Origin of the sequence: Acinetobacter sp. YH12226 (genome assembly GCF_013417805.1) — a bacterium.
Classification (GTDB): Bacteria; Pseudomonadota; Gammaproteobacteria; order Pseudomonadales; family Moraxellaceae; genus Acinetobacter.
Window position 1 is genome coordinate 57,757 of record NZ_VPDG01000013.1, and the last position, 23,529, is coordinate 81,285.

Annotated in this window: 25 protein-coding genes; 4 read left to right on the forward strand and 21 right to left on the reverse strand. The window is 45.3% G+C overall.

Annotated elements, in window-relative coordinates; translation table 11 throughout:
* Positions 1–9 precede the first annotated feature (9 nt).
* The 8 genes from FTV08_RS12230 to paaA form a co-directional block, all read right to left on the reverse strand.
* A complete protein-coding gene (locus FTV08_RS12230; RefSeq protein ID WP_180087425.1) occupies positions 10–1,563 on the reverse strand; it encodes a 3-hydroxyacyl-CoA dehydrogenase in 1,554 nt (517 codons plus the stop codon).
* Positions 1,564–1,566: 3 nt separating this feature from the next.
* The gene (gene paaG / locus FTV08_RS12235) at positions 1,567–2,358 is read right to left on the reverse strand and encodes a 2-(1,2-epoxy-1,2-dihydrophenyl)acetyl-CoA isomerase PaaG (protein ID WP_004279188.1); all 792 of its coding nucleotides are present in this window, start codon (positions 2,356–2,358) and stop codon (positions 1,567–1,569) included.
* A complete protein-coding gene (locus tag FTV08_RS12240) occupies positions 2,358–3,128 on the reverse strand; it encodes an enoyl-CoA hydratase-related protein (RefSeq protein WP_005104871.1) in 771 nt (256 codons plus the stop codon). Before FTV08_RS12240 ends, paaG begins: the two co-directional genes overlap by 1 nt.
* A gap of 42 nt (positions 3,129–3,170) precedes the next feature.
* Positions 3,171–4,229: a 1,2-phenylacetyl-CoA epoxidase subunit PaaE gene (gene paaE, locus FTV08_RS12245; RefSeq protein ID WP_180087426.1), complete on the reverse strand. Its 1,059-nt coding sequence runs from the start codon at positions 4,227–4,229 to the stop codon at positions 3,171–3,173.
* 75 nt (positions 4,230–4,304) lie between these two features.
* Positions 4,305–4,805 (reverse strand): 1,2-phenylacetyl-CoA epoxidase subunit PaaD, encoded by a 501-nt coding sequence (gene paaD, locus FTV08_RS12250; protein WP_004279185.1) that lies wholly within the window; start codon positions 4,803–4,805, stop codon positions 4,305–4,307.
* A gap of 28 nt (positions 4,806–4,833) precedes the next feature.
* Complete coding sequence (paaC, locus tag FTV08_RS12255) at positions 4,834–5,589, reverse strand: 1,2-phenylacetyl-CoA epoxidase subunit PaaC (protein WP_180087427.1); 756 nt, start codon at positions 5,587–5,589, stop codon at positions 4,834–4,836.
* Between the two features lie 17 nt (positions 5,590–5,606).
* Complete coding sequence (gene paaB, locus FTV08_RS12260) at positions 5,607–5,897, reverse strand: 1,2-phenylacetyl-CoA epoxidase subunit PaaB (protein WP_004279183.1); 291 nt, start codon at positions 5,895–5,897, stop codon at positions 5,607–5,609.
* Between the two features lie 33 nt (positions 5,898–5,930).
* Positions 5,931–6,875 (reverse strand): 1,2-phenylacetyl-CoA epoxidase subunit PaaA, encoded by a 945-nt coding sequence (gene paaA, locus FTV08_RS12265; protein ID WP_180087428.1) that lies wholly within the window; start codon positions 6,873–6,875, stop codon positions 5,931–5,933.
* A gap of 262 nt (positions 6,876–7,137) precedes the next feature.
* Between paaA and paaZ the strand changes: the two genes are divergently transcribed.
* From paaZ to FTV08_RS12280, 3 genes are all read left to right on the forward strand, one after another.
* On the forward strand, positions 7,138–9,249 hold the full coding sequence (paaZ, locus tag FTV08_RS12270) for a phenylacetic acid degradation bifunctional protein PaaZ (protein WP_180087429.1): 2,112 nt from the start codon (positions 7,138–7,140) through the stop codon (positions 9,247–9,249).
* 193 nt (positions 9,250–9,442) lie between these two features.
* Positions 9,443–10,882 (forward strand): MFS transporter, encoded by a 1,440-nt coding sequence (locus FTV08_RS12275; RefSeq protein ID WP_005251040.1) that lies wholly within the window; start codon positions 9,443–9,445, stop codon positions 10,880–10,882.
* Positions 10,883–11,067: 185 nt separating this feature from the next.
* On the forward strand, positions 11,068–12,003 hold the full coding sequence (locus FTV08_RS12280) for a tRNA-dihydrouridine synthase (RefSeq protein WP_005251039.1): 936 nt from the start codon (positions 11,068–11,070) through the stop codon (positions 12,001–12,003).
* 374 nt (positions 12,004–12,377) lie between these two features.
* On the opposite strand, the gene FTV08_RS12285 is transcribed toward FTV08_RS12280, so the two are convergent.
* From FTV08_RS12285 to rpe, 3 genes are all read right to left on the reverse strand, one after another.
* On the reverse strand, positions 12,378–12,863 hold the full coding sequence (locus FTV08_RS12285) for a methylated-DNA--[protein]-cysteine S-methyltransferase (protein WP_004279178.1): 486 nt from the start codon (positions 12,861–12,863) through the stop codon (positions 12,378–12,380).
* Positions 12,864–12,935: 72 nt separating this feature from the next.
* Complete coding sequence (gene sugE, locus FTV08_RS12290) at positions 12,936–13,253, reverse strand: quaternary ammonium compound efflux SMR transporter SugE (RefSeq protein ID WP_004279177.1); 318 nt, start codon at positions 13,251–13,253, stop codon at positions 12,936–12,938.
* Positions 13,254–13,881: 628 nt separating this feature from the next.
* Positions 13,882–14,568, reverse strand: coding sequence for a ribulose-phosphate 3-epimerase (gene rpe / locus FTV08_RS12295; protein ID WP_004279174.1), 687 nt, complete (start codon positions 14,566–14,568; stop codon positions 13,882–13,884).
* Between the two features lie 168 nt (positions 14,569–14,736).
* Between rpe and FTV08_RS12300 the strand changes: the two genes are divergently transcribed.
* Positions 14,737–15,015 (forward strand): DUF2218 domain-containing protein, encoded by a 279-nt coding sequence (locus FTV08_RS12300; RefSeq protein ID WP_005104887.1) that lies wholly within the window; start codon positions 14,737–14,739, stop codon positions 15,013–15,015.
* Between the two features lie 44 nt (positions 15,016–15,059).
* Here the strand turns inward: FTV08_RS12300 and FTV08_RS16270 are convergent, their stop codons facing one another.
* The 10 genes from FTV08_RS16270 to FTV08_RS12345 form a co-directional block, all read right to left on the reverse strand.
* Complete coding sequence (locus tag FTV08_RS16270) at positions 15,060–15,233, reverse strand: hypothetical protein (protein ID WP_247143851.1); 174 nt, start codon at positions 15,231–15,233, stop codon at positions 15,060–15,062.
* Positions 15,234–15,281: 48 nt separating this feature from the next.
* Positions 15,282–16,199 (reverse strand): M48 family metallopeptidase, encoded by a 918-nt coding sequence (locus tag FTV08_RS12305; protein ID WP_077067972.1) that lies wholly within the window; start codon positions 16,197–16,199, stop codon positions 15,282–15,284.
* 11 nt (positions 16,200–16,210) lie between these two features.
* Positions 16,211–17,308 (reverse strand): YjgN family protein, encoded by a 1,098-nt coding sequence (locus FTV08_RS12310; RefSeq protein WP_004279171.1) that lies wholly within the window; start codon positions 17,306–17,308, stop codon positions 16,211–16,213.
* 120 nt (positions 17,309–17,428) lie between these two features.
* Positions 17,429–18,265 (reverse strand): S-formylglutathione hydrolase, encoded by an 837-nt coding sequence (fghA, locus tag FTV08_RS12315; RefSeq protein ID WP_004279170.1) that lies wholly within the window; start codon positions 18,263–18,265, stop codon positions 17,429–17,431.
* Positions 18,266–18,308: 43 nt separating this feature from the next.
* Positions 18,309–19,691: a C13 family peptidase gene (locus FTV08_RS12320; RefSeq protein WP_004279169.1), complete on the reverse strand. Its 1,383-nt coding sequence runs from the start codon at positions 19,689–19,691 to the stop codon at positions 18,309–18,311.
* A 120-nt stretch (positions 19,692–19,811) separates the two neighbouring features.
* Positions 19,812–20,633: a class I SAM-dependent methyltransferase gene (locus FTV08_RS12325; RefSeq protein ID WP_004279168.1), complete on the reverse strand. Its 822-nt coding sequence runs from the start codon at positions 20,631–20,633 to the stop codon at positions 19,812–19,814.
* Complete coding sequence (locus tag FTV08_RS12330; protein WP_004279167.1) at positions 20,627–21,451, reverse strand: undecaprenyl-diphosphate phosphatase; 825 nt, start codon at positions 21,449–21,451, stop codon at positions 20,627–20,629. Before FTV08_RS12330 ends, FTV08_RS12325 begins: the two co-directional genes overlap by 7 nt.
* A 16-nt stretch (positions 21,452–21,467) precedes the next feature.
* Positions 21,468–22,133 carry a tRNA (adenosine(37)-N6)-threonylcarbamoyltransferase complex dimerization subunit type 1 TsaB gene (gene tsaB / locus FTV08_RS12335; RefSeq protein WP_004279166.1) on the reverse strand — a complete coding sequence of 222 codons (666 nt, stop codon included), beginning with the start codon at positions 22,131–22,133 and terminating at the stop codon, positions 21,468–21,470.
* A gap of 136 nt (positions 22,134–22,269) precedes the next feature.
* Positions 22,270–22,797, reverse strand: a complete 528-nt coding sequence (locus FTV08_RS12340; RefSeq protein WP_171054296.1) for a gamma carbonic anhydrase family protein — start codon at positions 22,795–22,797, stop codon at positions 22,270–22,272.
* Positions 22,798–22,821: 24 nt separating this feature from the next.
* A complete protein-coding gene (locus FTV08_RS12345) occupies positions 22,822–23,430 on the reverse strand; it encodes a CoA pyrophosphatase (protein ID WP_004279164.1) in 609 nt (202 codons plus the stop codon).
* Between the last annotated feature and the right edge of the window lie 99 nt (positions 23,431–23,529).

Here is a 23,529-nt window from a genome sequence, read left to right on the forward strand (position 1 = left end):
TTCTTCCTTTTAGCCAGCAACGAGTAATGGTTGCTGCTGAGTTTTCTGTGCATGTCCCTGCACCGCTTTCTTTGCTAAATATATACTAGTTATATAGCGGTCTTCACCATAAATACGATACATATTTTCTAAAATTTGTAAAATTGTGTAATATCCAATTTTATCTGCCCATTCGAATGGACCACAAGGATAATTAACGCCATATTTCATAGCAGAATCAATATCTTGTTCTGATGCAATATCATGCAATACTGCTTCACAGGCTTCATTCACCAACATGGCAATACTACGTATAACATAAAGACCGGGATGATCCTTAGACCAAATAGGTATCATATCCATACCTATGAGGAATAGCTCCACTGCCTGGCACTGTTCAGCACTACACGCCGGTGATGCAACGACTGGAATCGCTTGAGCATTTGTCCAATCTGAATGCCAGTCCATCAACACCACAGGCTCATGCGGATAGGTAAGTTCAACTGATTCGCCAAGCGATAATCGCAGAGAAAGGTCACCAATCAGGATTTCATTCTGTTCTGCTGCCTGAAAACTCAGCTCTACATGAGAGGCCTGTTTTAAACGTTCAATCAGTACTGAGGAATGTAGCCATTCACCTTTTACTGTGACTTTGAGCTTATTCAGCGACTTGGCATAACACACTGGCAATTCATATACAGGTGCAGGCTTGGCCTGAGCGTAATCATAAAAACCCTGACCGGACTTGCGACCATAACAACCGGCATCGACCAGTTCTTTTTGAATCAAGGACGGGCGGTAGCGTGTCTCATAGAAAAATTCCTGATAGACACTTTGTGTGACCGAGAAATTCACATCCTGCCCAATCAGATCTGTAAGTTCACACGGCCCCATGGCAAAACGGCCACATTCGCGCATGATGTAATCGAGCTGTTCCGGGGTGGTGGCATTTTCCTGCAAGGCACGAAAGGCCTCGGCATAATACGGTCGTGCGACACGATTGACGATAAAACCGGGGGTCGATTTGGCTCGCACCGGAACCTTGTTCCAGTCCTTCATCAGATCAAATACTGCATCGGCAATCGCTGGTGAGGTTTTCAGTCCGCGGATAATCTCGACCAGTTTCATCACCGGCGCCGGATTAAAGAAATGCAGACCAATCACTCGCTCAGGATGTGGAATCGCCGAGGCAATTGCGGTAATGGAAATTGAAGAAGTATTAGACGCAAAAATCGTCTGTTCCGGGCAAATGGCAGCCAGCTGTTGAAACAGGTTTTGCTTCACTTCTTTCTTTTCAACAATGGCTTCAATAATTAAGCCCGCATCGGCAAGCTGCTGAATGTCCTCTGCCACAATCAGATTGGCGAAGGTACTCTCCAGCAATTGCTGGGTCATTTTGCCATTTTGTACGCGCTTGCTCAGCTGCGCCTCTAAAGCAGTCAAGGCACTCTGAACTTTGCTGCGATCGAGATCAAACACATAGGTCGGATGCCCGTGCATGGCTGCCAGTTGTGCAATGCCAATCCCCATGGTTCCAGCACCGACCACAGCAACTTTGACTTGTTCCAAATTGATCTGTTGCATGATTTAGCATCCTTTATATTCAGGGGTACGCTTCTGCATAAAGGCTTGTACACCTTCCTTATAATCGCTTGAACGTCCAGCCAGACGTTGCAGGTCACGTTCCAGAATGAGCTGCTCATCCAAATTGTTTTCTGCTGCGGCATGAATGGCTTTTTTGATCAGGGACAGACCATAGGTCGGTTGCTGCGCCAGATGCTCTGCCAGTTTTTTCGCTTCTGCCTGCAATTGCTCATCTTCAACCACTTGCCAGATCATGCCGAGTTGTACTGCGCGCTCAGCCGGAATTTTATCGCCAAGCATGGCAAGACCCATCGCTTGGGCACGGCCGACCAGACGCGGCAGGAACCAGGTACCGCCTGAATCTGGCACCAAACCAAGACGGCAGAAGGCTTGAATAAATGAGGCTGATTTTGCTGCCACCACAATGTCACACGCCAGGGCAATATTGGCGCCTGCCCCTGCTGCCACACCATTCACCGCACAAATCACGGGTTTAGGCATTTCGGTAATCAGCTTGATCAAAGGGTTGTAGTATTTTTCAATCGACAGGCCTAAGTCCGGTGCATCGGCATTCGGATCGACCACACGATCATTCAGATCCTGACCAGCACAGAAACCACGACCTTCTGCTGAAATCACTACGGCACGAATCTGGCTGTCTTTGGCCCAGGCCTTGATGACTTTAGAGACTTCCTGATGCATGGTTTCATTAAAACTGTTGAGCTGTTTTGGACGGTTAAAGGTCAGGTAGCCCACTGCATTTTTTTCTTCGACAATAATTGTTTGATAATCCATTACACACCTCTAAATTCTGGTTTTCTTTTTTCTAAAAATGCATTGATGCCTTCCTGGCGATCTTGGGTCGCCGCCAGCCAGACAAAATGTTGACGTTCAAGTTTCAGTCCCTGACTTAAAGTCACTTCATGAATCGACTTTAAAGATTGCTTGATGGCACGAATGGCCAGCGGTGCCTGCTTGGCAATTTTTTCTGCCAGTTCCAGTGCGTATTGCACGGTCAATCCTGCCGGACAAACCTGGCTACTAATGCCATGTTGCAAGGCTGTTTGTGCCGAAATCATTTCACCAGTCATGGCCCAGCGCATCGTTAATTGCTGACCGACCAGACGGGCCAGACGCTGGGTTCCACCGGCACCCGGCAACATACCTAAACCGATTTCAGGCAAGGCAAACTGGGCATTTTCTCCGGTCAGCACCATGTCACCATGCAAAGCCAACTCGAAACCTGCACCAAAAGCATAACCATTTACGGCCATGATTAAAGGCTTGGAAAATTCATCAATTTTTTTCCAGAGCAGTGGGCGTTGGTCTTGCTGGATGCTGACCACATCTAACTGCGCCAGCTCATTTAAATCAGCACCGGCAGCAAAGCATTGCGTATTTCCGGTGATGACCACAGCTTTCACAGCAGCATCTGTTTCCAAGTCCTGTAGACAGGCTGCAATGTTTTGCAAGGTGGCATTGTTTAAAGCATTGCGCTTTTCTGGACGATTTAGCTCGATCAGTACCACACCCGGCTTGGGTGAGCTGGTTTTAATGTAGGTCATCCTTGAACTCCTGCTATGCTCGCGGTGCTGTAAATTCAGCTTTTATTCATCAAAACTGAGTCGGACATTGGCCGTGGTTGGACGTGCCTGACAACTGAGCACATAGCCTTTCTGAATTTCATCTTCTTCCAGACTGTAATTCACCGCCATTTCAACCTGTCCCTCTAACACCTTACATTTACAGGTGGCACAAACGCCGCCCTTACAGGCATATGGCAGGTCGGCTCCGGCACGTAGCGCAGCATCTAAAATACTGTCATCCTGCTTAGAGACTTCAACAATCAGCTCGCGACCATCGAGGATGATATTGACGCGTTCTTCGCTGCGGCTTTCCATCTGCTGGGCGGTTGCTTTCGGTGCAGTACCCGTATTGAAGCGTTCGGTATGAATCTTGCTGCGTTGAATGCCCCAAGTCGGTAATACCGTTTCGACTGCTGTCATCATTTCTTCAGGACCGCAAGCGAAACAGTGATCTGCTTCGGCAGAAATCAGATTGGCCTGAAATAACTGCTGCAATTTGTCTGCATCAATCCGACCATTAAAGATGTCACTGTCATTCAGTTCACGTGAAAAAATATTTACCAGTTGCAGACGTTCCTTAAAACGGTCTTTCAAGTCCATGATCTGTTCAGAGAACATGGTCTGTTTCCAGGAGCGGTTGCCATATACCAGAGTGAATGTTGCTTCCGCTTGACGGTTCAACACCGACTTTACAATCGATAAAATTGGCGTAATGCCACTGCCTGCTGCAAATCCTAGATAATTCTGGCCACCAGCCTTGGCGGCTTTCTGAAAGAACACCCCTTGCGGTGGCATGACTTCTAGTACATCGCCCGCTTTGAGATGCGCATTGGCCCAGGTTGAAAACTGACCCTGATCAATTTTTTTAATCGCAATGCTCATGTCTTCCTGAGTATCACTGCAGATCGAGTAGCAGCGGCGCAGCTCGCCGTCATCGGTTAAATGACGAATGGTGAGGTGCTGACCCGGCTGATATTGAAAAGTATCCAACTGCTCAGGCGCGAGATCAAAGGCAATGCAGATCGCTTGCTCGGTTTGTGGCTGAATCGATTTAATGGTTAATGGTATAAATTGGCTCATGGCAAAATCCTTCTTTTAGGTGGCGGTGTTCAGGCTTGTTATTGGTTTACCCTGCCCACCGCGCAATCGTTACAATTAAATACATTTGAAATAGTCAAAAGTTTCTAAGCAGTCCCGACATTGATATAAAGCTTTACAGGCGGTCGAACCGAATTCACTTAATAATTTGCTGTTGTTACTTAAGCACTGTGGACAGGTGATGCCATCGGTCAATGCCACATGCGTACCACAGCTATGTGACTGGCCTTGCGGCGGGGCAATACCATATTGCTGTAATTTGTGTTTGCCCGATTCACTCATCCAGTCCGTAGTCCAGGCTTGAGACAGATCCACAATGACTTTGACCGGCGTCAAACCGTTCGCCTCGAAAGCCTGGGTAATTTCTGCTTTTAATAAATCCGTGGCCGGACAGCCGCTATAGGTCGGCGTGAGTCGCACCACAATTTCATCCTGCTGATTCAGCTCGACGCCACGAACCATGCCCAGATCAATCACTGACAATACCGGAATCTCTGGATCAGAAACCTGCTGTAAAACGTCCCAACATTGATCTTCTACGTGTCGAATCAGATTCATGCGACTCACTCCCTGTGATTGTGCCGAATTACCAGTTCATGTTTGGATATGAGCGCTGCATGTATTGCAGTTCAGTCAAAACAAAACCGAGATGTTCTGTATGTAAACCCTGTTTAGCCCCACTACGATAAGCACCCAGCTCTGGCAGGCTTAATTTAAATCGGGCTAACTCGGCTGTAATGGTCTCCAGCCACTGTGCTTTTAAATGTTCAATATCTGGAATGACACCGCTATCGACCAACTGTCTTTCATCAGCCGTCAGGACAAAAAGTTCCTCGGTAAAACGCCATAACTGGTTTAGACCTTGTTGGGTTTTTTCATGCGCTTCTGCTGTACCTAAACTTAAACGTTCCATCCAGGTGGTGGAAAAACGCTGGTGATATTTCACTTCTTTGAGTGATTTCACTGCAAAAGCAGCTAGTTCAGCATGCTGACTTTGACTTAAGGCGCTAAACAATAAAGCGTGGTAGTGATCCATCAACCACTGGCGCACCAGAGTCTGGGCAAAATCACCATTCGGCTGTTCGCACAGCAGCAAATTACGGTATTCACGCTCGGTACGGAAATAAGCCAGCTTGTCTTCATCACGGCCCAACCCTTCCACTTCACCGGCCAGACTGAGTGCGGTACGTGCCTGACCGAGTAAATCCAGTCCGATATTGGCCAAGGCGATATCCAGCTCCAGTTCAGGAGCATGGCCGCACCACTCTGCCAAACGATGTGACAGGATCAGTTGACTGTCACCCACATGTAAAAGAAATTCTGCCAATACTTGATTTGTCATACTCTTCACCTTTCCCTTTACATGTGCTCGATGCCAGCTGGAATGTTATAAAAGGTTGGATGGCGATAAACCTTGTCCAAAGCAGGTTCAAAAAATTCTGCTTTTTCATCTGGCTGTGAAGAGGTAATCAATTCAGATTTCACCACCCAGATACTGATGCCTTCATTGCGGCGGGTATATACATCGCGGGCATTTTGTAGTGCGACTTCCTCATCCGGTGCACGCAGGCTGCCGACATGACGGTGACTTAGACCCTGTTTACTACGCACAAACACTTCATAAAGTGACCAGTTATTTTTGTTATTCATGAGCAAATTTCCTTATATTGATCAAACTATTTTTTAAGCGACTTTTTGTGCTGCTGACTGTTGCTGCTGTTTTTGAGCATAGACGGCTGCTGAATCACGTACCCACTTGCCGCCTTCCCAAGCTTTGCGGCGTGCTTCAATACGCTCATGGTTACACGGTCCCTTGCCTGCAAGAATCGCAAAGAACTCATCCCAATTGATTTCACCAAATTCGTAATGTCCGGTGGCTTCATTGAATTTGAGGTCTGGATCTGGAACGGTTAAACCCAGCTGCAAGACTTGCGATACGGTGTTATCGACAAATTTCTGACGTAGCTCATCGTTGCTGAATAATTTAATTTTCCACTGCATACTTTGTGCACTGTTCGGTGAATTATCATCACTTGGACCAAACATCATCAGTGCCGGCCACCAGAAACGGTTCACGGCATCCTGTGCCATCTGCTTTTGTTCCGGCGTACCATTGGCCAATTCCATCATGGCTTCAAAGCCCTGACGCTGATGGAAACTTTCTTCCTTACAGACACGCACCATGGCACGTGCATAAGGACCATAAGACGTACGGCAAAGTGCTACCTGATTGACAATTGCTGCACCATCCACCAGCCAGCCAATCGCGGCGACATCGGCCCAGCTCAGGGTTGGATAGTTAAAAATGGATGAATATTTCATGCGACCGGCAATCAGTTTATCCATCATGTCGTCACGATCAGCACCAAGGGTTTCAGCAGCACTGTACAGATACAACGCATGACCGGCTTCGTCCTGGACTTTTGCCATCAGTACGGCTTTACGTTTTAAGGTCGGTGCACGAGTAATCCAGTTGCCCTCCGGCAACATGCCTACTACTTCAGAGTGTGCGTGCTGACCGATCTGACGAATCAAGGTCTTACGATAAGCATCCGGCATCCAGTCCTTCGGCTCGATGGAAATATCCCTTTCAATCTTTTGATCGAAGATTTGTTGTTGGTTATTCATTGTTCCCTCACTTATCCCAAGTGTTGATACACTCAAATTAAAACGATACTTAATTAAAATCAATATCTATTTATTGGTATCATTTAATTTTTACTCCTTATTTTCAATAAATATTTGTTTTATATCATTTAATATTTTTTATTTTATTGTTACTCATTTTTAAACACAGATTTATGATTGACATTTTCAATTTTTAAACACAAATTATGAAACATCAAAATTAAAATACATCTCAAAACGTATCATAAATGGAGTTTTTACAATGTTAGAGTTAGACAGCAGCTCAAGCACAACGGATTATCAAGATACTGACTCAACCCATAATCCTATTGCCATCAAAAGCTTAGCTTCACTGGTGTGCGGCCAGGAATACACAGCGCAAGCCGATTTACGTACGGTTTATCATGCCATTAGCGGTGAAGCAGTTTATCAGGTTGGCAGTCAGGGCATCGATACCCAAGCCGTGGTGAAGTATGCCAAACAAAAAGGCGCGACTATTGCCACATGGACGTTTCATCAACGTACCAATGCACTGAAGCAAGTGGCTCAGTATTTGATGGAACGTAAAGAAGACTTTTATGAACTTGCCAAGGCAACCGGCTGTACTCGTAAAGATGCCTGGATTGATATTGAAGGCGGGATTGGCACCTTATATGCCTATTCGAGTTTGGTGCGTCGCGAACTGAGTGATGAAACAGCATGGGTCGAAGATGCTTGGATTCCTCTTTCTAAGCAAGGTAGCTTTGGCGCGAAACATATTCTGACGCCTAAAGCCGGTGTCGCTGTGCATATCAATGCCTTTAACTTTCCGATCTGGGGCATGCTGGAGAAAATCGCACCGACGCTACTGGCGGGCGTACCCTGTATTGTCAAACCGGCGACCGAAGGTGCCGAGCTGACCCATGCCGTGGTCAAAGCCATTCATGAAAGTGGTTTCTTGCCAGAAGGCTCGCTACAGCTCATTTGCGGACAGATCTATGATTTATTCGATCATTTAAATCCTCAAGATACGGTCACTTTTACCGGTTCTGCTTCAACAGGACAAAAACTGCGTTCGCATCCACACTTAAATGCTTACTCGATTCCGTTCACCATGGAAGCAGACTCAGTCAACAGTGCAATTTTGACGGCGCAAGCCAATGATGAAACGATTGATTTATTTGTTCGTGAAGTTTTCCGTGAAATGACCACTAAAGCTGGACAGAAATGTACTGCCATTCGTCGTGCTTTTGTGCCAGCCGAGCTATTGGATACAGTACAAGACCGTCTGATTGCAAAACTAAAAAAAGTGGTCGTGGGCGATCCGGCTCAGGAAGGCGTGATGATGGGTGCTTTGGCTAGCGTCAAACAGAAATATGATGTCGCTGCAAAAGTTGAACAGCTCAGCCAGGATGCAGAGATCGTATTCGGTAGCCACTTGCGTCAGGACTTTAAGATTCAAGTACAAAATACGGAGACATCTGCATGCTATCCACCGACAGTTTTGCTATGTAAAGCACCGGCTCAGGCAGAAAATATTCATAAAATTGAAGCTTTTGGGCCTGTGGTCACTTTAATGCCATATACTGACCTGGCTCAGCTTGCTGACCTGGTGGCACGTGGCGAAGGTAGCCTGGTGGCCTCCATCGTACGCAATACCGATGAAAATATTGAACAACTGCTCAGCAAAATTGCGCCATGGCATGGTCGTGTCCATATTCTGGATGCTGAAAGTGCCAAAGAAAGTACCGGACATGGCTCTCCATTGCCTTTACTGGTGCATGGTGGACCGGGTCGTGCCGGTGGAGGTGAGGAACTCGGCGGCTTGCGCGCAGTCAAACATTATATGCAACGTACTGCGATTCAAGGCTCGCCAAATGCCATGACCCAGGTCGGCCATAGCTGGACGGCAGGCGCTCAGGTCTTTGAAGACCGTGTGCATCCTTTCAAAAAGTCATTTGATGAATTGCGTATCGGCGAGCGCTTGCTGACTGCACGACGTAGCGTGACTGAAGCCGATCTAGTGAATTTCGGCTGCCTGAGCGGTGATCACTTCTATGCGCATATGGACAAAATTGCTGCGGCAGAATCACTGTTTGGTGAGCGTGTCGCACATGGCTATTTCGTAGTATCCGCAGCTGCAGGTTTATTCGTTGATGCTGCTCCAGGCCCGGTCATTGCCAACTATGGCATGGACAACTTGCGCTTTGTAGAACCGGTAAAAATTGGCGATACCATTCAGGTAGAACTGACCTGTAAGCAGAAAACTCCAAAAGCACTGCGCGATCCGGCACAGAAACCACATGGTGTCGTGGTCTGGGATATTAAAGTGAAAAACCAGCGCAATGAACTGGTTGCAACCTACGATATTTTAACGCTGGTTGAACGTGGCTAAAAATTCATACCAAAAAAAGGAATCATTATGATTCCTTTTTTTTATCTTTAAAAATTATTTGTATCTATTTTTAAAAACAGATTGACGTCTATCTATTTAGCCTCTAGATTAATTAAATGCGATACAACATAAAAATAACAAGCAAATTAAAAGTATCAAATAAACATCTCAAACGATCAGCACAGGATGTTGCATGATGAATGATAAATCGCTGAACCTAGAAATGGTTGAAAGGACGATTCAACCAACAGATCAAAATTTTGAGCCTATACCGACAGAAACGGCCGTGCCGCTGTCTGAACAGATTGAACCGCCACCGGAAAGCAGCACCTATCAATGGTATGTGGTGGTCATTTGTATGGTGGCTTACATTCTGTCATTTGTAGACCGTCAAATTTTATCGCTCATGATTGAACCGATTAAAGCCGATTTAATGCTAAGCGATACCCAGTTTAGTCTATTGCAAGGTCTGGCCTTCTCCTTGTTTTATGCCATTATGGGTCTGCCCATCGCAGCATTGGCGGATCGAAAGTCCCGGATTAAAATCATTGCAACCGGGATTGCGTTTTGGAGTCTTGCCACAGCGGCTTGTGGTCTCAGTAAAAACTTTATTCAAATGTTTATTGCACGTTTGAGTGTGGGTGCCGGTGAAGCTGCGCTTTCCCCTGCCTTTTATTCAATCGTTGCCGATTTGTTTCCGAAAGATAAATTAGGCCGTGCACTCGGTGTATATGCGATTGGTGCCTTTATTGGTTCGGGCCTAGCTTTCCTGATTGGCGGCTATGTGATTGGCCTGCTAAAAGATGTCAGCTTCGTGGCTTTACCGCTCATTGGTGAAGTGAAAACCTGGCAACTTACCTTTATGATTGTGGGTCTACCGGGCGTATTGCTGGCCCTGCTCATGGTGCTGACGGTGCGTGAACCTGCACGTAAGGGTATGAAAGTCGGTCAAGATGGCCAAGTCATTAAAGCCTCTTTCAAAAATTCGATTGGTTTTATCAAGACACATAAAAAGACCTTCTTCTGTCATTTTATTGGCTTTTCTTTTTACACCATGATGCTGTATTCGCTGCTAGGCTGGGCACCTGCCTATTACATGCGTAATTTCGGTCTGGATGCGAGTCAAACCGGTTATATCCTCGGTACGATTATTCTAGTCGCGAATACTTCAGGTGCCTTGTTCTGTGGCTGGTTGATCGACTTCTTCTCGAAACGTGGCTATAGCGATGCTGCAATTCGTACCGGTGCGATTGGCTGTGCAGCGCTGATTATTCCGAGTGTGCTGTTTACTCAAGTCGATAATATGCAGCTTTCATTTGCGCTGATTTTTGTGGCGATGTTCTTCTCCACTTTCCCGATTCCTGCATCGGCTGCTGCTACGCAAATGCTGACACCGAATCAGCTACGCGCACAGGTATCTGCCAAATTCCTGCTGGTTTCAAACCTGATTGCCTTAGGCGTCGGAACCACCGCAGTGGCGTTAATCACGGATAAATATTTCCAGAATACCTTAATGGTTGGTAACTCAATCTCGATCGTCAATGCGATTGCCGGATTGATTGGTTGCTTCCTGTTGTACAAGGGCTGTCAGTATTATCGTGAGAGTATGAAAGTCGAAAAACTGGCGGACTAAAATGGCTGGATATTGCTAAACCTTCTTAATTTTCACTTTTAAAGGCCTTTAATCCACATTAAAGGCCTTTTTATATCAGCCCAAAAAGTTCAATTTTTAGGTACTCATCATTCAATTCCGATCCAGCCTAGACAGGCTGCCTAAAAAAACGTATAACACCGTTTTAAATTTACAGGTGTGCACCGTTGAAACTTGTGCTTGCTCCCATGGAAGGCTTAACCGATCCGATTATGCGTGATGTGCTGACATCCGTAGGTAGCTTTGACTGGTGTGTGACCGAGTTTATCCGTGTCACCGATTCCCTTCTGCCCGATCATATTTATCATACTTACTGCCCGGAACTGTTGAATGATGGCAAGACGGCGGCAGGTACACCGGTACATGTCCAATTCTTAGGAAATAATCCGGAGATGCTAGCAGCGAATGCCGCCAAAGTGGCAGCCATGGGCGCACCGGCAATTGACATGAATTTTGGATGTCCGGCCAAAACCGTGAACCGTCATCGTGGTGGTTCAGTCCTGCTCGATGAACCCGAAGTCGTGCATGAGCTGGTTAAAGCCGTGCGTGATGCAGTGCCTGCGCATATTCCGGTTTCCGCCAAAATGCGTCTGGGTTATATGGACCGTAATTTCATGCTGGAAAATGCCCATGCCATTGAAGATGCAGGAGCAGCATGGGTTACCGTTCATGCACGCACCAAAGCCGATGGCTATACTCCGCCCGCATTCTGGGACCAGCTACAACCGATTCGTGAGACACTTAAGATCAATGTGATCGCCAATGGTGAAATCTGGAACAATGCCGATGCCAAACAGTGCCGTCTGGAATCCGGTTGCGAAGATCTGATGATTGGCCGTGGTGCAGTGACTACACCCGACCTGACCCAATGTATCCGTCAAAACTCGGATGCACCTTTGATGAACTGGAATGAACTACTGCAACTGCAAATTCGTTTTATCAACGGCCCAGCCAAAACTGAGATCGGGATGGTCGGCCGTTACAAGCAATGGCTGGGCATGATGTCGAAACATTATCCTGAAGCCAAAGCATTATGGGATGAAGTAAAACGGATTAAAGTTCTGGCCGAGATTACCGAAAAACTGAAAGCTTCAAATATTTAAAACTAAAAAGCCTTTGAATCATTCAAAGGCTTTTTTATGGGCTCGTAAAAGCTTATGACTGCTTAGGCTGTTTTGAATACCACTTCGAAATAAATCCAATCACAAAGTATGAATAGATTAATTTCTACTAGCAGAACATCCATATTCTAATTTTTCATTTGTTTTAAATTTTTAGATATTAAAGTTCTTTCATAAATCATTTTTTATAATCACTACAAAGGAAATACCCTCTCCTTGTAGGAGAGGGCGAGGGAGAGGTTTTTACCCCCCTCATCTCCTTGCTAAGCAGTGCTTCTTATCCCAGAGGGAGAAGGAACTTTTAATATTCATTTTAAAATGAATAGAACGATCATTTTTTTATTTATAAAAGAGATTTATGAATGCGTCCGCTCAATATTTAACAGGATTTCTTTTTTATCCAAACCACCGGCAAATCCTACCAGCTTGCCACTGCGACCAATCACCCGATGACAGGGTGCAATAATCGAAATCGGGTTTTTGCCATTGGCTGCACCCACGGCGCGTACAGCCTTGATATTACCTACCTGTTCAGCAATGTCGCGATAGCTTCGCGTTTGTCCGTAGGGAATATTCAGTAGCGCCTGCCAGACTTTTTTCTGAAAATCAGTACCGGCAAAGTCCAAAGGCAGGTCAAAAACATTGCGCTGACCGGCAAAATATTCCTGGAGCTGACGTCTGGTTTCAATCAAAACCGGATGCTGCGGATCTTCAACCAAGGTCGCCAGTTTCACCCGATTCGGCTGTTCACAGTCCCAAAGCACAGCCACCAGCGCGGTTTCATTCGCGACCAGTTGTAGCTGACCTACGGGAGAATCCATATAGAGATAACTTAAGTTCATGATGGCGCCCTGTCCCAATCACTGAGTTCATTTTCTATATTAACCCAGTTCACCGAGACAGGCAGAAACAAATTATGAAGAGGATACTTTCATCAGTACCAGACCGGAAATGATGAGTACGGCAGCCAGCATACGCAATGCTGTAGCAGGTTCACCCAGAACCCAAATACCGATGAGAAATGAACCCACTGCACCAATCCCGGTCCAGATCGTATAGGCTGTACCTAGCGGCAAAGTACGCATCGCATAAGCCAGTAAAGCAAAACTCAGTACCATGAAGACAATGGTAATAATACTTGGGGTGAGTCTGGTAAAACCTTCAGACAGCTTCATTGAATATGCCCAAACGATTTCAAAAATACCCGCAAGAATAAGTACAATCCAGGCCATGCAGCCCTCCTCCTTTTATATAAGAATCAGGCCGTCCTGACGATTTTTCCTGTAAATTCCGATATGCAATTCACAAGGGAGGTCGTTCCTCCTAGGTGTAAAAATTTGATAAAACCGCGTTTCAGCAATCTGGCTATTTTTACAAAACATCACTTATCGAGATACAACTTAACTTTGTCTTACTCAAATCTTCACGACATTCATGGCTACTCTGGTTATGGTAGATTTTGAAAATGCCAAGTCAGAAATAGTTCTAATAATCGGGCAATTCATTCACAACAATTACATGAGAATGGACTCAGAATATTAAGTTATACACATCAATTAAATTTAAACTTTGTCTGGAGAAATTACATAATGAAACACAAATATACGACACATTGATCACTTTTTGCCTGGTTCCATTATCAACCCATGGTGAATAAACAACCACCAAAGACAAGAGTTATAGGCGATAAAAAAGAACCCAATTTGAGTTCTTTTTATACAAATTTTGTCTAAATCGCAATCAATCAGGCTACAAACGATTACATTTTATGCAACATATCCATATGGTCATCAACATAGATATCTACACACTTATCCATAAAGTTATCCACATATTTATGCACTTATGAGTTTTTAACGATTACAATTGAACCTGTCCCACTCTCGCTAATTCCGCACGCATTTCATCAATCACAGCTTTATAATCCGGCTTGCCAAAAATAGCTGAACCCGCCACAAACATATCGGCACCCGCTTCGGCAATTTCACGAATATTGCTTGGCGTAACACCGCCATCAACTTCCAGACGAATATCACGACCTGAAGCATCGATCAGTTTGCGTGCCTGACGCAATTTATCCAAAGTCATTGGAATAAATTTCTGTCCACCAAAGCCCGGGTTCACACTCATGAGCAGAATTTGATCGACTTTATCCAGTACATAATCCAGATAATGCAGTGGCGTTGCTGGGTTAAACACTAGACCCGCTTTGGCGCCACCTGATTTGATCAACTGTAAAGAACGGTCAATATGATCAGACGCTTCCGGATGGAAAGTAATGATATCAGCACCCGCTTCAAGGAAATCTCCGATCATGCGATCTACCGGCTTAACCATCAAATGTACATCAATGGGCGCCTTAATCCCATAATTTTTCAAGGCCTTGCAAACACCCGCACCAAAAGTCAGGTTCGGCACATAATGGTTATCCATGACATCAAAATGGACAACGTCTGCACCTGCTTCCAACACGTTCTCGACTTCTTCACCTAAACGGGCAAAGTCAGCAGATAAAATAGAAGGGGCAATTAAATAAGGCTTGGACATGGGAGAACCTGGCTTGTTGAAATTGGATTTTTCCCATTATATCAAATCCGCTCCGGCTACTGTGATTCGATGTTGCAAGATTAAAACGCTGTGTAACGCTTTGAGGCTTATGCCGGCATCACCGCTTGGTTTAAAATGCAGGATAATGATGAATAGTGTAGAAAACTGATGAAAAGTATTGCCCATATCCAGACGCAACAAGCAGCACGAATTGCCAAACGCCTGGCCAATCACTGGAAACATAAATTTAATATTGATGAAACCGAACAAAATTTCCTGATTCATTTTCCAAATGCTGAAGTGATATTGGCTCCTGAACAGGATCATCTAACCGTAACGATTCAAAGTAATGATGAATCCACTGACCTGAATAAACTTGAAAATGTAGTACTGGATCATCTGATCCGTATGGGACAGGAAAATCTGACTGCTAACTGGCAAAGATAGGTATTAAAAAGCCTTAGTGATCAGGGCATAGCAATGATCAGAAACTAAATACGATGATTCGCCTGTTCATTAAAGGCATGAATACGCTCAATTCTTTTATCCAGTTCGGGGTGAGATTCCAGATATTTTTTAAACTTCCCGATCAGGCGAATCCATTTCAGTTCGGTTTCTGTCAGGTGTCGGTCTTTTCCATCGATATTGAGGGTGAAATTTTTCATTTTTAAGGTTTGAGACTCCTCTGCCAGTATTCTGGCATTTTCCACCCGCTACAAAAAGTTAGACAAATGAATACTGGAAATCTGCTGTTGATGCCAATGCTGCATGGCATAGTCATCGGCATCCAGTTCAATCGCCTGCGAATATCCGGCATCGGTCAGGACCACTACATATGCGGTGACCACATCACTTAAATCTCCAGTTACAAAGGCAAACAGTCCCGCCACACCCAGATTAGAAATCACTTTTTGCATGCTGTGCTTCTGTACCAGATGGCCTTGTTCGTGGGCCAGTACTGCGAGGACTTCCTCATCAGTGCCGCTGATTTTCACCAGTTCATCAGTCACAATAATGGTGTTATTCGGGATGGCTGCGGCATTCATGCCCATGCTTGATCCACCTTGACGGAAAATAATTTTTGCAGGTTTTCCTACAGCAATCTTTTGTTCATACAAAGTTTTTAATCGCATCTGCTGTTCTTCCGGTAGTGTACTTGGTTGGGTCTGGGCAATTAACTGCTGCTCTGTCCGGTTGCCTACTTCAACCAGAGTCTGCTCCGGAAGGAATTTTGCCAGCTGTTTGGCACTATAAGGAATCCCCCATTTTAAAATCACAATCACTGCACTAATCTCGATGATCATGGAAAAGAAAATCAGGATCGGTGAACGTTCAAACTTCCAGATTGCATGATAAATATCTTTATGTTTAATCCCGAGCCAATGTGGCGCTTTGCTTAAAAACTCAATCCGACGCTCTTCAGGCAGCTCAATAATCGGTTTACGACCACCGACACCACCAATGTAGGCCATGTCCGGATAAGAAAAATAAAAATCTGCAGCGCTAACTTGTACTGGAACATCCTCATCAAGTTTCAAGACAATCCCTTGTTGCTGATCCGGTACAATCCAGGCACAACGGCCTTCAGCGAGAATTCCATCATAAAACTTAACTTCGATAGGTCGTTTCATCACATTTACTCCTATAGCGACGCATCGAAATCAAATACGTTCAGGATTTCATCGGCCAAAGCACTCGGGTCAGGTTGCAAGATATGCTCAAGATTGGTTTCATCTTCAGCCACATATAGTTCTAAGTGTTTTAACTGATATTCATATAAACGGATGGCAGCCCAAGGCGTCATTAAGCCCAGACTAAGAACACGCACTATCCAGTTGCTCAGCACAATCCAGCTATAACGCCAGGTAGTTACCCGTGTTTTAAAGTAACTTTGACCAAGCTCCACATGATTCCAGGTAATGAGGTATAAACGTGCAGAAATGACCGGCCAGACCAGCGCCAGACAAAGCAGATAGCTAAGCAGTAAACCCAGACTAAACAAATTGGTTCCAATCCGGTCTACCCAGTACACCACTGCTGCAAGCCAGCCAATACCAACCAGCAGGCAAACACCCAAGGGCAGATAAACGGCAGACATAAACTTGGACCAGTTAATATTCAGCTTGAATTGCAACTGACCAATCGATAAATGATTAAAGCAATATCGTTTATAGAGCCAGATCATCACCGGACTAAACAGCAGCAAAGTAAAGATATTGAGCAGGATGGCTAGAAATAAGACCCTATAAGCCTCGCGGTTGCTGCCATTAAAATAAAAGCGCACATTGCCATATTTGCTATTTCGGGCCTTGAATTTCAGGGTCATCCGAATGAGCCAGGGCAAACACAGCGCAGCGACCATCAATAAAGAGCTGGTAGCAAGGATTGAGTAGTTGGTCAGTACGACGGTAACCAGATACAGTTCCAGTGCAAACAGACGACCCAGCAAGATCCGGCTGGGCATGGCCACAAAGTCGAAGCGATGGTTTAAAAATTGGGTATTGCCGTAGAAATAACGCATACGGCGTGCCTTGGCCCAAGGGCTGTACAAGGTCAATGTCACTATGGTCAGCATCAGATTCACCATCCAGATACCAAAATATTCGGATGCACTGCCATGAAATCTGAATCCATATCGCTGATATTTCGGTCTGACAGAAGGCGTGGCTTCAGTCGAAAAACTTGAAGCAGCTGGAAATAATGACTCACTGACACGAATACCGTCTGCTGTCTGCTGCATGACGACCCCAATTTTTTATACTTTTATACATCTGATATTAAAAGAAAAACCCCCAGAATGTAAAAACATTTTGGAGGTTTTTTAATCTTTTTGGCTTTGCTACATATCTGCAGTCCTACTTTAAGGATTTAACTGCACGGCATGGAATTGCAAATGATCATCTACGAAACTTTGAATAAAGTAATAACCATGATCATAGCCCTGATGTTCACGCAAAGTTAGCGGCTGGTTGACGGCATCACAAGCTTGCTGAAACAAGGCTGGATTAAGCTGACTATAGAACTGATCCGAAAAACCCTGATCAATCAGGATATCGCTAAATAAGGCGCCCTTTTCCTGAACCAAAGCGGTTGCATCATGTTCGAGCCATTCCTCTTTCTCAGTACCCAGATAATTCGAGAATGCTTTGTCGCCCCAAGGACACTGGCTCGGGGCACAAATCGGTGCAAAGGCTGAAACAGATTTGAATTTTTCTGGATATTTAAATGCCAGAGTCAATGCGCCATGACCGCCCATAGAGTGGCCAAAGATGCCGATCTTGCCGGGATGGATCACGAATTCCTCAGTGACCAGTGCGTAAAGCTCATCGACAATAAAGCTTTCCATCTGATAGTGTTCAGCCCATGGTGCCTGGGTAGCATTGATATAAAAACCCGCACCCTGACCGATATCCCAGTTGTCGCCTTCTGCCACACCTTCGCCACGCGGCGAAGTATCTGGTGTAATCAGGATCAAGCCAAGCTGTGCCGCCAGACGCTGTGCATGTGCCTTGATGGCAAAGGTTTCTTCAGTACAGGTCAAACCTGCCAGATAGAATAATGCAGGACAGCTGTGGCCCTCTAAAGCTTGAGGCGGCAGAAAAATGCCAAACTTGGTCGGGGATTTAAGATAGCGCGAATCAAAACGATAAATGCGCTGTTCACCTTCAAAGCTTCTATTGTTCTGTATAAGTTTCATGGCTATTCCTTATTATTGCAACCGGTCTGTGGATGACATTGATCTAGGGAGATGATGTCGCCGTAGTGGTCTGTGGAAATAAACGTTGCTCCAGTTGCGGCAACATCAATTCCATATTCTTACCAATCACCCATTGCGGTTCTGATGGCTCAAAACCTTGAGCTGATTCCCATTTTGCTACGGTATCTGTGGCCTGTGCGAAAGCGCTTTGCAAGCTGCTATTTTCACGCATGGCTTCATCAAAGAACGCACGACCAAAATAGGTATAATCCGCTTCATTCGAACAGCCAAAAGACTGCCGATCAGCTGCCGAAGCCGTAATCACCAAGGTATTGTCATTCTGTAAAGCAGAAGCAAAACTGCCTGAAAAACAGGCCGAGATTACGATCACGCGCCAACGTATGCCTGATGCATCTAGTGTTTCACGCAACCATTTTGGATCAACCTGCGCCAGATCCAGTGGGGCATTTTCCATTTCAAATACATTCGGCAAACCGTGAGAGGTCATATATAAAAATAATACGTCACTTTCACGGTTCATCTGCTGCCCCATACGGCGCAATGTCAGCTCCATACTGGTTTTGGAAGCAATCGGCATAGTGGTACGTGTCGCTGGGTGATTGACCAAGGCAATCGATCGGCCAAAAGTACCAAAACGGGTATCAAACTGCTCTTTAATCCGCTCAACTTCAGAATGGAATACATCCTGATAGCTCGCTCCGGCTACCCCCATGAAATACCAGTGTGACTGTGCAAATTCACCATACTCGATATTTTCCAGCGCTTTATTCAGCAAAGTTGGCTGGGCATAGAAAGCATCTTCGGCAAAACTCGGTGGAATTTCTTCGACTTTCCAGATCGGCTGATCTTTGACTGAAATCTGCCAAACTACTAGCGTAAACAAAGTCGCCAGCATAATCAGCGCACGTTCCCACCACGGCCATTTTAATTCATGTGAAATCACCCAGACCACTGCCAGACTTTGCCAGACAAACAGCATGACAAAGAGCGTTGGAATATAGTCGTAAAGGATATAAGGCAGATAATCCAGATCACCCAGATACTGAATCAGACACTGGAACAGCATGATATGGGTATCTAACACCAACCATAACAAGGCTGGCACCAGCATCAAGCGTGGATTATTGACCCGTTGCGAAAGAAAAATACCGACAATCAGGGCAATGAAAGGCCAAAGCGCATAACTGATCAGGCCTTGAGAGTTAAAATCTCCCATACGGCCTGAACTGAGCCAGCTAAACAAACTGTTGGCGCAGCCCCCTAAGATCCCCCAGAACACCAGTTGCATGATGGATGGACGGACCAGTTGTAAAGAACGCCTCGACCCCAGAAATAACCACATCCCGGCAATTTGGTTGCTCTTAAAATCGTGCCAAAAATTAATGGAGGGTTTAAAGTCGATCATAGGATTTCAAGGAGATGAGTGGCTCGCTAATGTGCTGAATAAGTTTATGCTTGATAAGCATTTAATCAATGCTAATTTTAAATATATAACAAATCTTTGCTTAATAAAGAAGCCATTATCCTATTCAGCTACAAGTTCATGCTGAAAATACGCATCAAAGCGACAAGCATCGCCTTGCCATTGATGATTTGGCTCTTTTCCGGCCAGAAATACCGCCAGACGCGGACGTTTGACCACGACACGTTTGCCAATTTTCTGTGCCAGTTCCAGAAGATTATCGCCCAGATCCATTTCACCATCTTCAGGCAATAACATATGCAACAGCTGCATCTGTTTTTTGACCTGCGCCTGCTTTTTGACTGCCTGCTGGTTTTGATCCCGCTGTGGAAACATTGGATCAAGATAAACTACATCGACAACTTTATGCTGCTGGGCCTGTTGCTGCAGATAATCGGCTGAATCAGAAAAGACCAAATGAATCCGGGATACGACCTGACTCAGGAATGCATCCGACTGGGCACGTATATGGCTATCTTCCAGCAAGGTGAATAGAACCGGATGCCGTTCAACCAGAGTCACTTGCGCGCCTAAATGTGCCATCAACAGACTGTCATGTCCTAGACCTGCAGTCGCATCAACCAAGCTTGGTTTTTCACTTAAATTACAGGCACGTGCAATCATTTCTGACTTTAAAGATGCACGTTTTAAACGTCCAGTTTCTGCTTGCCAGTCCGGTTGCATCTTCATGCCGTTGGCACATAACCAGAGTCCGTCAGCATCGACACAGAGGGCCAGTTCAGGATTTAAACGGAAAAAACGTGCATTGAGTTTTTCAACAGTTTCAATCTCAACCTGTACCCCACGAGAAGAAAGCACAGCCTCAAAGTGCTGTGCTTTCTCTTGATAGTCAGATTCGGCATATAAGCGAATCGCGCTTACCATAATTTCCAACCTGTATAGGCAAATAATAAAATCAGCAGACCCGAAGCAATACGATACCAGGCAAAGATCATAAAGTCGCGTTTAGCCACATAAGCGACCAGCGCACGGATTAATATCAATGCCGAGATAAAGGAAACCAGAAGCCCAACTCCGATCACGGTCCAGTCTTCAGTCGTATTTAAGACATCATAGCTTTGATAAAGGTCCAGCAGGCCAGCGCCGATAATGACCGGAATACCCAAGAAAAATGAAAATTCAGTCGCTGCCTTACGGGACACACCGAGGAACATCGCACCGATAATAGTTGCGCCTGAACGGGAAGTACCCGGTATCAAGGATAGAACCTGAATTAGGCCAATCCAGATCGCATCTCTAATGCTGAGTTCTTCAACTTCATGGACACGGACTTGTGGTGGATTCTTTTCAATCCAGATAATGATCAGACCACCGACAATTAAACCAATGGCAATCGCAATATCATTAAACAGTAATTGTTTGACGGTTTGTCCCAGCGTCAGACCAATCAATATAATCGGAATAGAAGCCAGAATCAGGCCAATGCCTAAACGGCGACCTTGCGGTTCACCGCTGACAATCCCGGTCGCTGCACCCCAAAGACGTGCCCAATATTCATAAATAACGGCAGCAATTGCCCCCATCTGGATCGCGATGACGAATACATCACTCTTTTCCTTGGTCCAGAAATTCATTAATTCTGATGCTAAAATCAAATGGCCGGTACTAGAAATAGGCAAAAACTCGGTAATGCCTTCGATAATACCCATGATGGCCGCTTTGAGTAGCAGTAAAAGATCCATGCTTTATCCTAATTAATTATGCTTTGCCTTGTTCTGGAATTTTTTTCCACGCGTTATCGCGTAAATATACGGGTAATGCCAATTCTGCACTCACCCAATTTTCTGCTTTTGCCGCTGCACGTGCAATGCTGGCAATATCCTGTGCGGTCGCATGCACATCTTTATAAATTGAAGTTTCGCTTTGTACCAGTTCAGCACCTGAGCCAACCGGGGTAAAGCGCACAGCTTGGCTACCTTCTGCATAACTTAACAGTTGCTCATCATCGACCGGTTGCATAATTCCTTGTGCATCCAGTTGATAGCTCGCGATATAGACTTCGCTCATGCGGGCATCCAATACCGCAGACACTTCAGTCAGACCATGCAAACGGTAGGCTGCTTGTGCCAAAGCCTGCAAAGTTGACACCGGAATCACCGGCACATCATTGGACCAAGCCAAGGCCTGAGTCACGGCAGCATTAATACGCACACCGCTAAAAGAACCCGGACCACGACTAAAGGCAATCGCGGTCAAATCAGCAATGGCCAGCCCAAGATCTTGCAGACCTTGTTCAATCATTGGGAGAATCGTTTGCGTTTGTGCCTTGGCGCGCGCATCAAGCTGAAAAAATAGTTCTTGAGTATCATCGATTACAGAAACGGAACACTGCTCATTGGCAGTCTCCAATGCCAGCACTTTCATGCACAACCTTAATTCAGAGAATATAAAAAACGCGGATATGATACTCCACTCATATCCGCTACGCGAGATTTTCCCGAAACAGATACAAAAATGCCTAGAAAATCTAGGCTTATGCTTCAATTAATAGAACAGTGCCTTAGAGTTGCACTTCTTCCAAATCCTGAAATTTCTGAAAATGCTCGGCATAATGCATGGCACTCATTGTTAATTTTTGAATACTGTCATCATCCAGCATTTTCACCACTTTACCGGGTGAGCCCATCACCACGGAATTATCGGGTATCACCTTACCTTCCGGAATCAAGGCATTGGCACCAATAATACAATTCTTGCCAATCACGGCATGGTTCAGAATGACGGCCTGAATTCCGATCAGGCTGTTATCTCCAATGGTACAGCCATGCAACATAGCCTGATGCCCAATTGTCACATAATTGCCAATATTCATCTCGATGCCGGCATCCGTATGCAGCACGGCATTTTCCTGCACATTACTAAAGTCACCCAATTTAATTTTACTGTTATCTGCACGTACTACAGCCCCAAACCAGACACTGACTTGTCGTCCAAGCTCAACTTGTCCAATCACTGTTGCCGTTGGTGCCACCCAGCCATCCCAGGGCTGATGTGTAGCGGTAGGTAAGTGTCCCTGAAATTTGTACAACATTGATAAAATCCTGTTCAATGGTTAAAAAAATTTGGAGCGTTTAAACGTTGGAGAATTAAGCAAGAATGGCCAGTCTTTTTTATAATCCAGCCCATATTGAAATAAAGAAATCAGCATACGTGCGGTCAAGCCCCAGACCACTTCATTTTCTACCCGCATACTCGGAAAATATAAAGATTGCTGGGCAAAGCGAACTTCATAAGGCGTAGGTGTCACTTCAAGCAAATGCTGCAATGAGGCAAAGAAAATCCGGTCGATTTCCGTCGGTTGTGGAATCAGCTTCACTTGCGGAGGAATCAGTCCCACAATCGGTTTGACCAGCATGCCATTGCGGGCTTTTTGCATGGGTAAATCACCCATCAAATGCACATCAAAGGGGTTCAATGCCGTTTCCTCATAGGCTTCCCTTAAAGCCACCACAATATTACTGGTATCTTGCGGATCGCGCTTGCCACCCGGAAATGAGACTTCTCCGGCATGATTATTCAAATAAGCTGAACGGCGCGTCAGCAATACTTTCGGATCAGCTTCATCTGTAATTGCAATCAACACGGCAGCATGCGCAGATCGGATACGCTTGGAAAAACGTAAGCGTTGCTGCAACCTTTGTGTCAATTCACATGCATCCATTCTTTCAACCCTGACGATGATCATAATTTCATCATAGCTGATTTTAGTCGGGGCGGGAGAGAAATGATGCCAAATTTTGCTTTTTCAGTTATCCTGAGC

Coding starts and splice junctions, on each gene's coding strand:
- FTV08_RS12230 (WP_180087425.1), bottom strand. CDS start 1,563: ATGCAACAGATCAATTTGGAACAAGTCAAAGTTGCTGTGGTCGGTGCT.
- paaG (WP_004279188.1), bottom strand. CDS start 2,358: ATGGATTATCAAACAATTATTGTCGAAGAAAAAAATGCAGTGGGCTAC.
- FTV08_RS12240 (WP_005104871.1), bottom strand. CDS start 3,128: ATGACCTACATTAAAACCAGCTCACCCAAGCCGGGTGTGGTACTGATC.
- paaE (WP_180087426.1), bottom strand. CDS start 4,229: ATGAGCCAATTTATACCATTAACCATTAAATCGATTCAGCCACAAACC.
- paaD (WP_004279185.1), bottom strand. CDS start 4,805: ATGAATCTGATTCGACACGTAGAAGATCAATGTTGGGACGTTTTACAG.
- paaC (WP_180087427.1), bottom strand. CDS start 5,589: ATGACAAATCAAGTATTGGCAGAATTTCTTTTACATGTGGGTGACAGT.
- paaB (WP_004279183.1), bottom strand. CDS start 5,897: ATGAATAACAAAAATAACTGGTCACTTTATGAAGTGTTTGTGCGTAGT.
- paaA (WP_180087428.1), bottom strand. CDS start 6,875: ATGAATAACCAACAACAAATCTTCGATCAAAAGATTGAAAGGGATATT.
- paaZ (WP_180087429.1), top strand. CDS start 7,138: ATGTTAGAGTTAGACAGCAGCTCAAGCACAACGGATTATCAAGATACT.
- FTV08_RS12275 (WP_005251040.1), top strand. CDS start 9,443: ATGATGAATGATAAATCGCTGAACCTAGAAATGGTTGAAAGGACGATT.
- FTV08_RS12285 (WP_004279178.1), bottom strand. CDS start 12,863: ATGAACTTAAGTTATCTCTATATGGATTCTCCCGTAGGTCAGCTACAA.
- sugE (WP_004279177.1), bottom strand. CDS start 13,253: ATGGCCTGGATTGTACTTATTCTTGCGGGTATTTTTGAAATCGTTTGG.
- rpe (WP_004279174.1), bottom strand. CDS start 14,568: ATGTCCAAGCCTTATTTAATTGCCCCTTCTATTTTATCTGCTGACTTT.
- FTV08_RS12300 (WP_005104887.1), top strand. CDS start 14,737: ATGAAAAGTATTGCCCATATCCAGACGCAACAAGCAGCACGAATTGCC.
- FTV08_RS16270 (WP_247143851.1), bottom strand. CDS start 15,233: ATGAAAAATTTCACCCTCAATATCGATGGAAAAGACCGACACCTGACA.
- FTV08_RS12305 (WP_077067972.1), bottom strand. CDS start 16,199: ATGAAACGACCTATCGAAGTTAAGTTTTATGATGGAATTCTCGCTGAA.
- FTV08_RS12310 (WP_004279171.1), bottom strand. CDS start 17,308: ATGCAGCAGACAGCAGACGGTATTCGTGTCAGTGAGTCATTATTTCCA.
- fghA (WP_004279170.1), bottom strand. CDS start 18,265: ATGAAACTTATACAGAACAATAGAAGCTTTGAAGGTGAACAGCGCATT.
- FTV08_RS12320 (WP_004279169.1), bottom strand. CDS start 19,691: ATGATCGACTTTAAACCCTCCATTAATTTTTGGCACGATTTTAAGAGC.
- FTV08_RS12325 (WP_004279168.1), bottom strand. CDS start 20,633: ATGGTAAGCGCGATTCGCTTATATGCCGAATCTGACTATCAAGAGAAA.
- FTV08_RS12330 (WP_004279167.1), bottom strand. CDS start 21,451: ATGGATCTTTTACTGCTACTCAAAGCGGCCATCATGGGTATTATCGAA.
- tsaB (WP_004279166.1), bottom strand. CDS start 22,133: ATGAAAGTGCTGGCATTGGAGACTGCCAATGAGCAGTGTTCCGTTTCT.
- FTV08_RS12345 (WP_004279164.1), bottom strand. CDS start 23,430: ATGGATGCATGTGAATTGACACAAAGGTTGCAGCAACGCTTACGTTTT.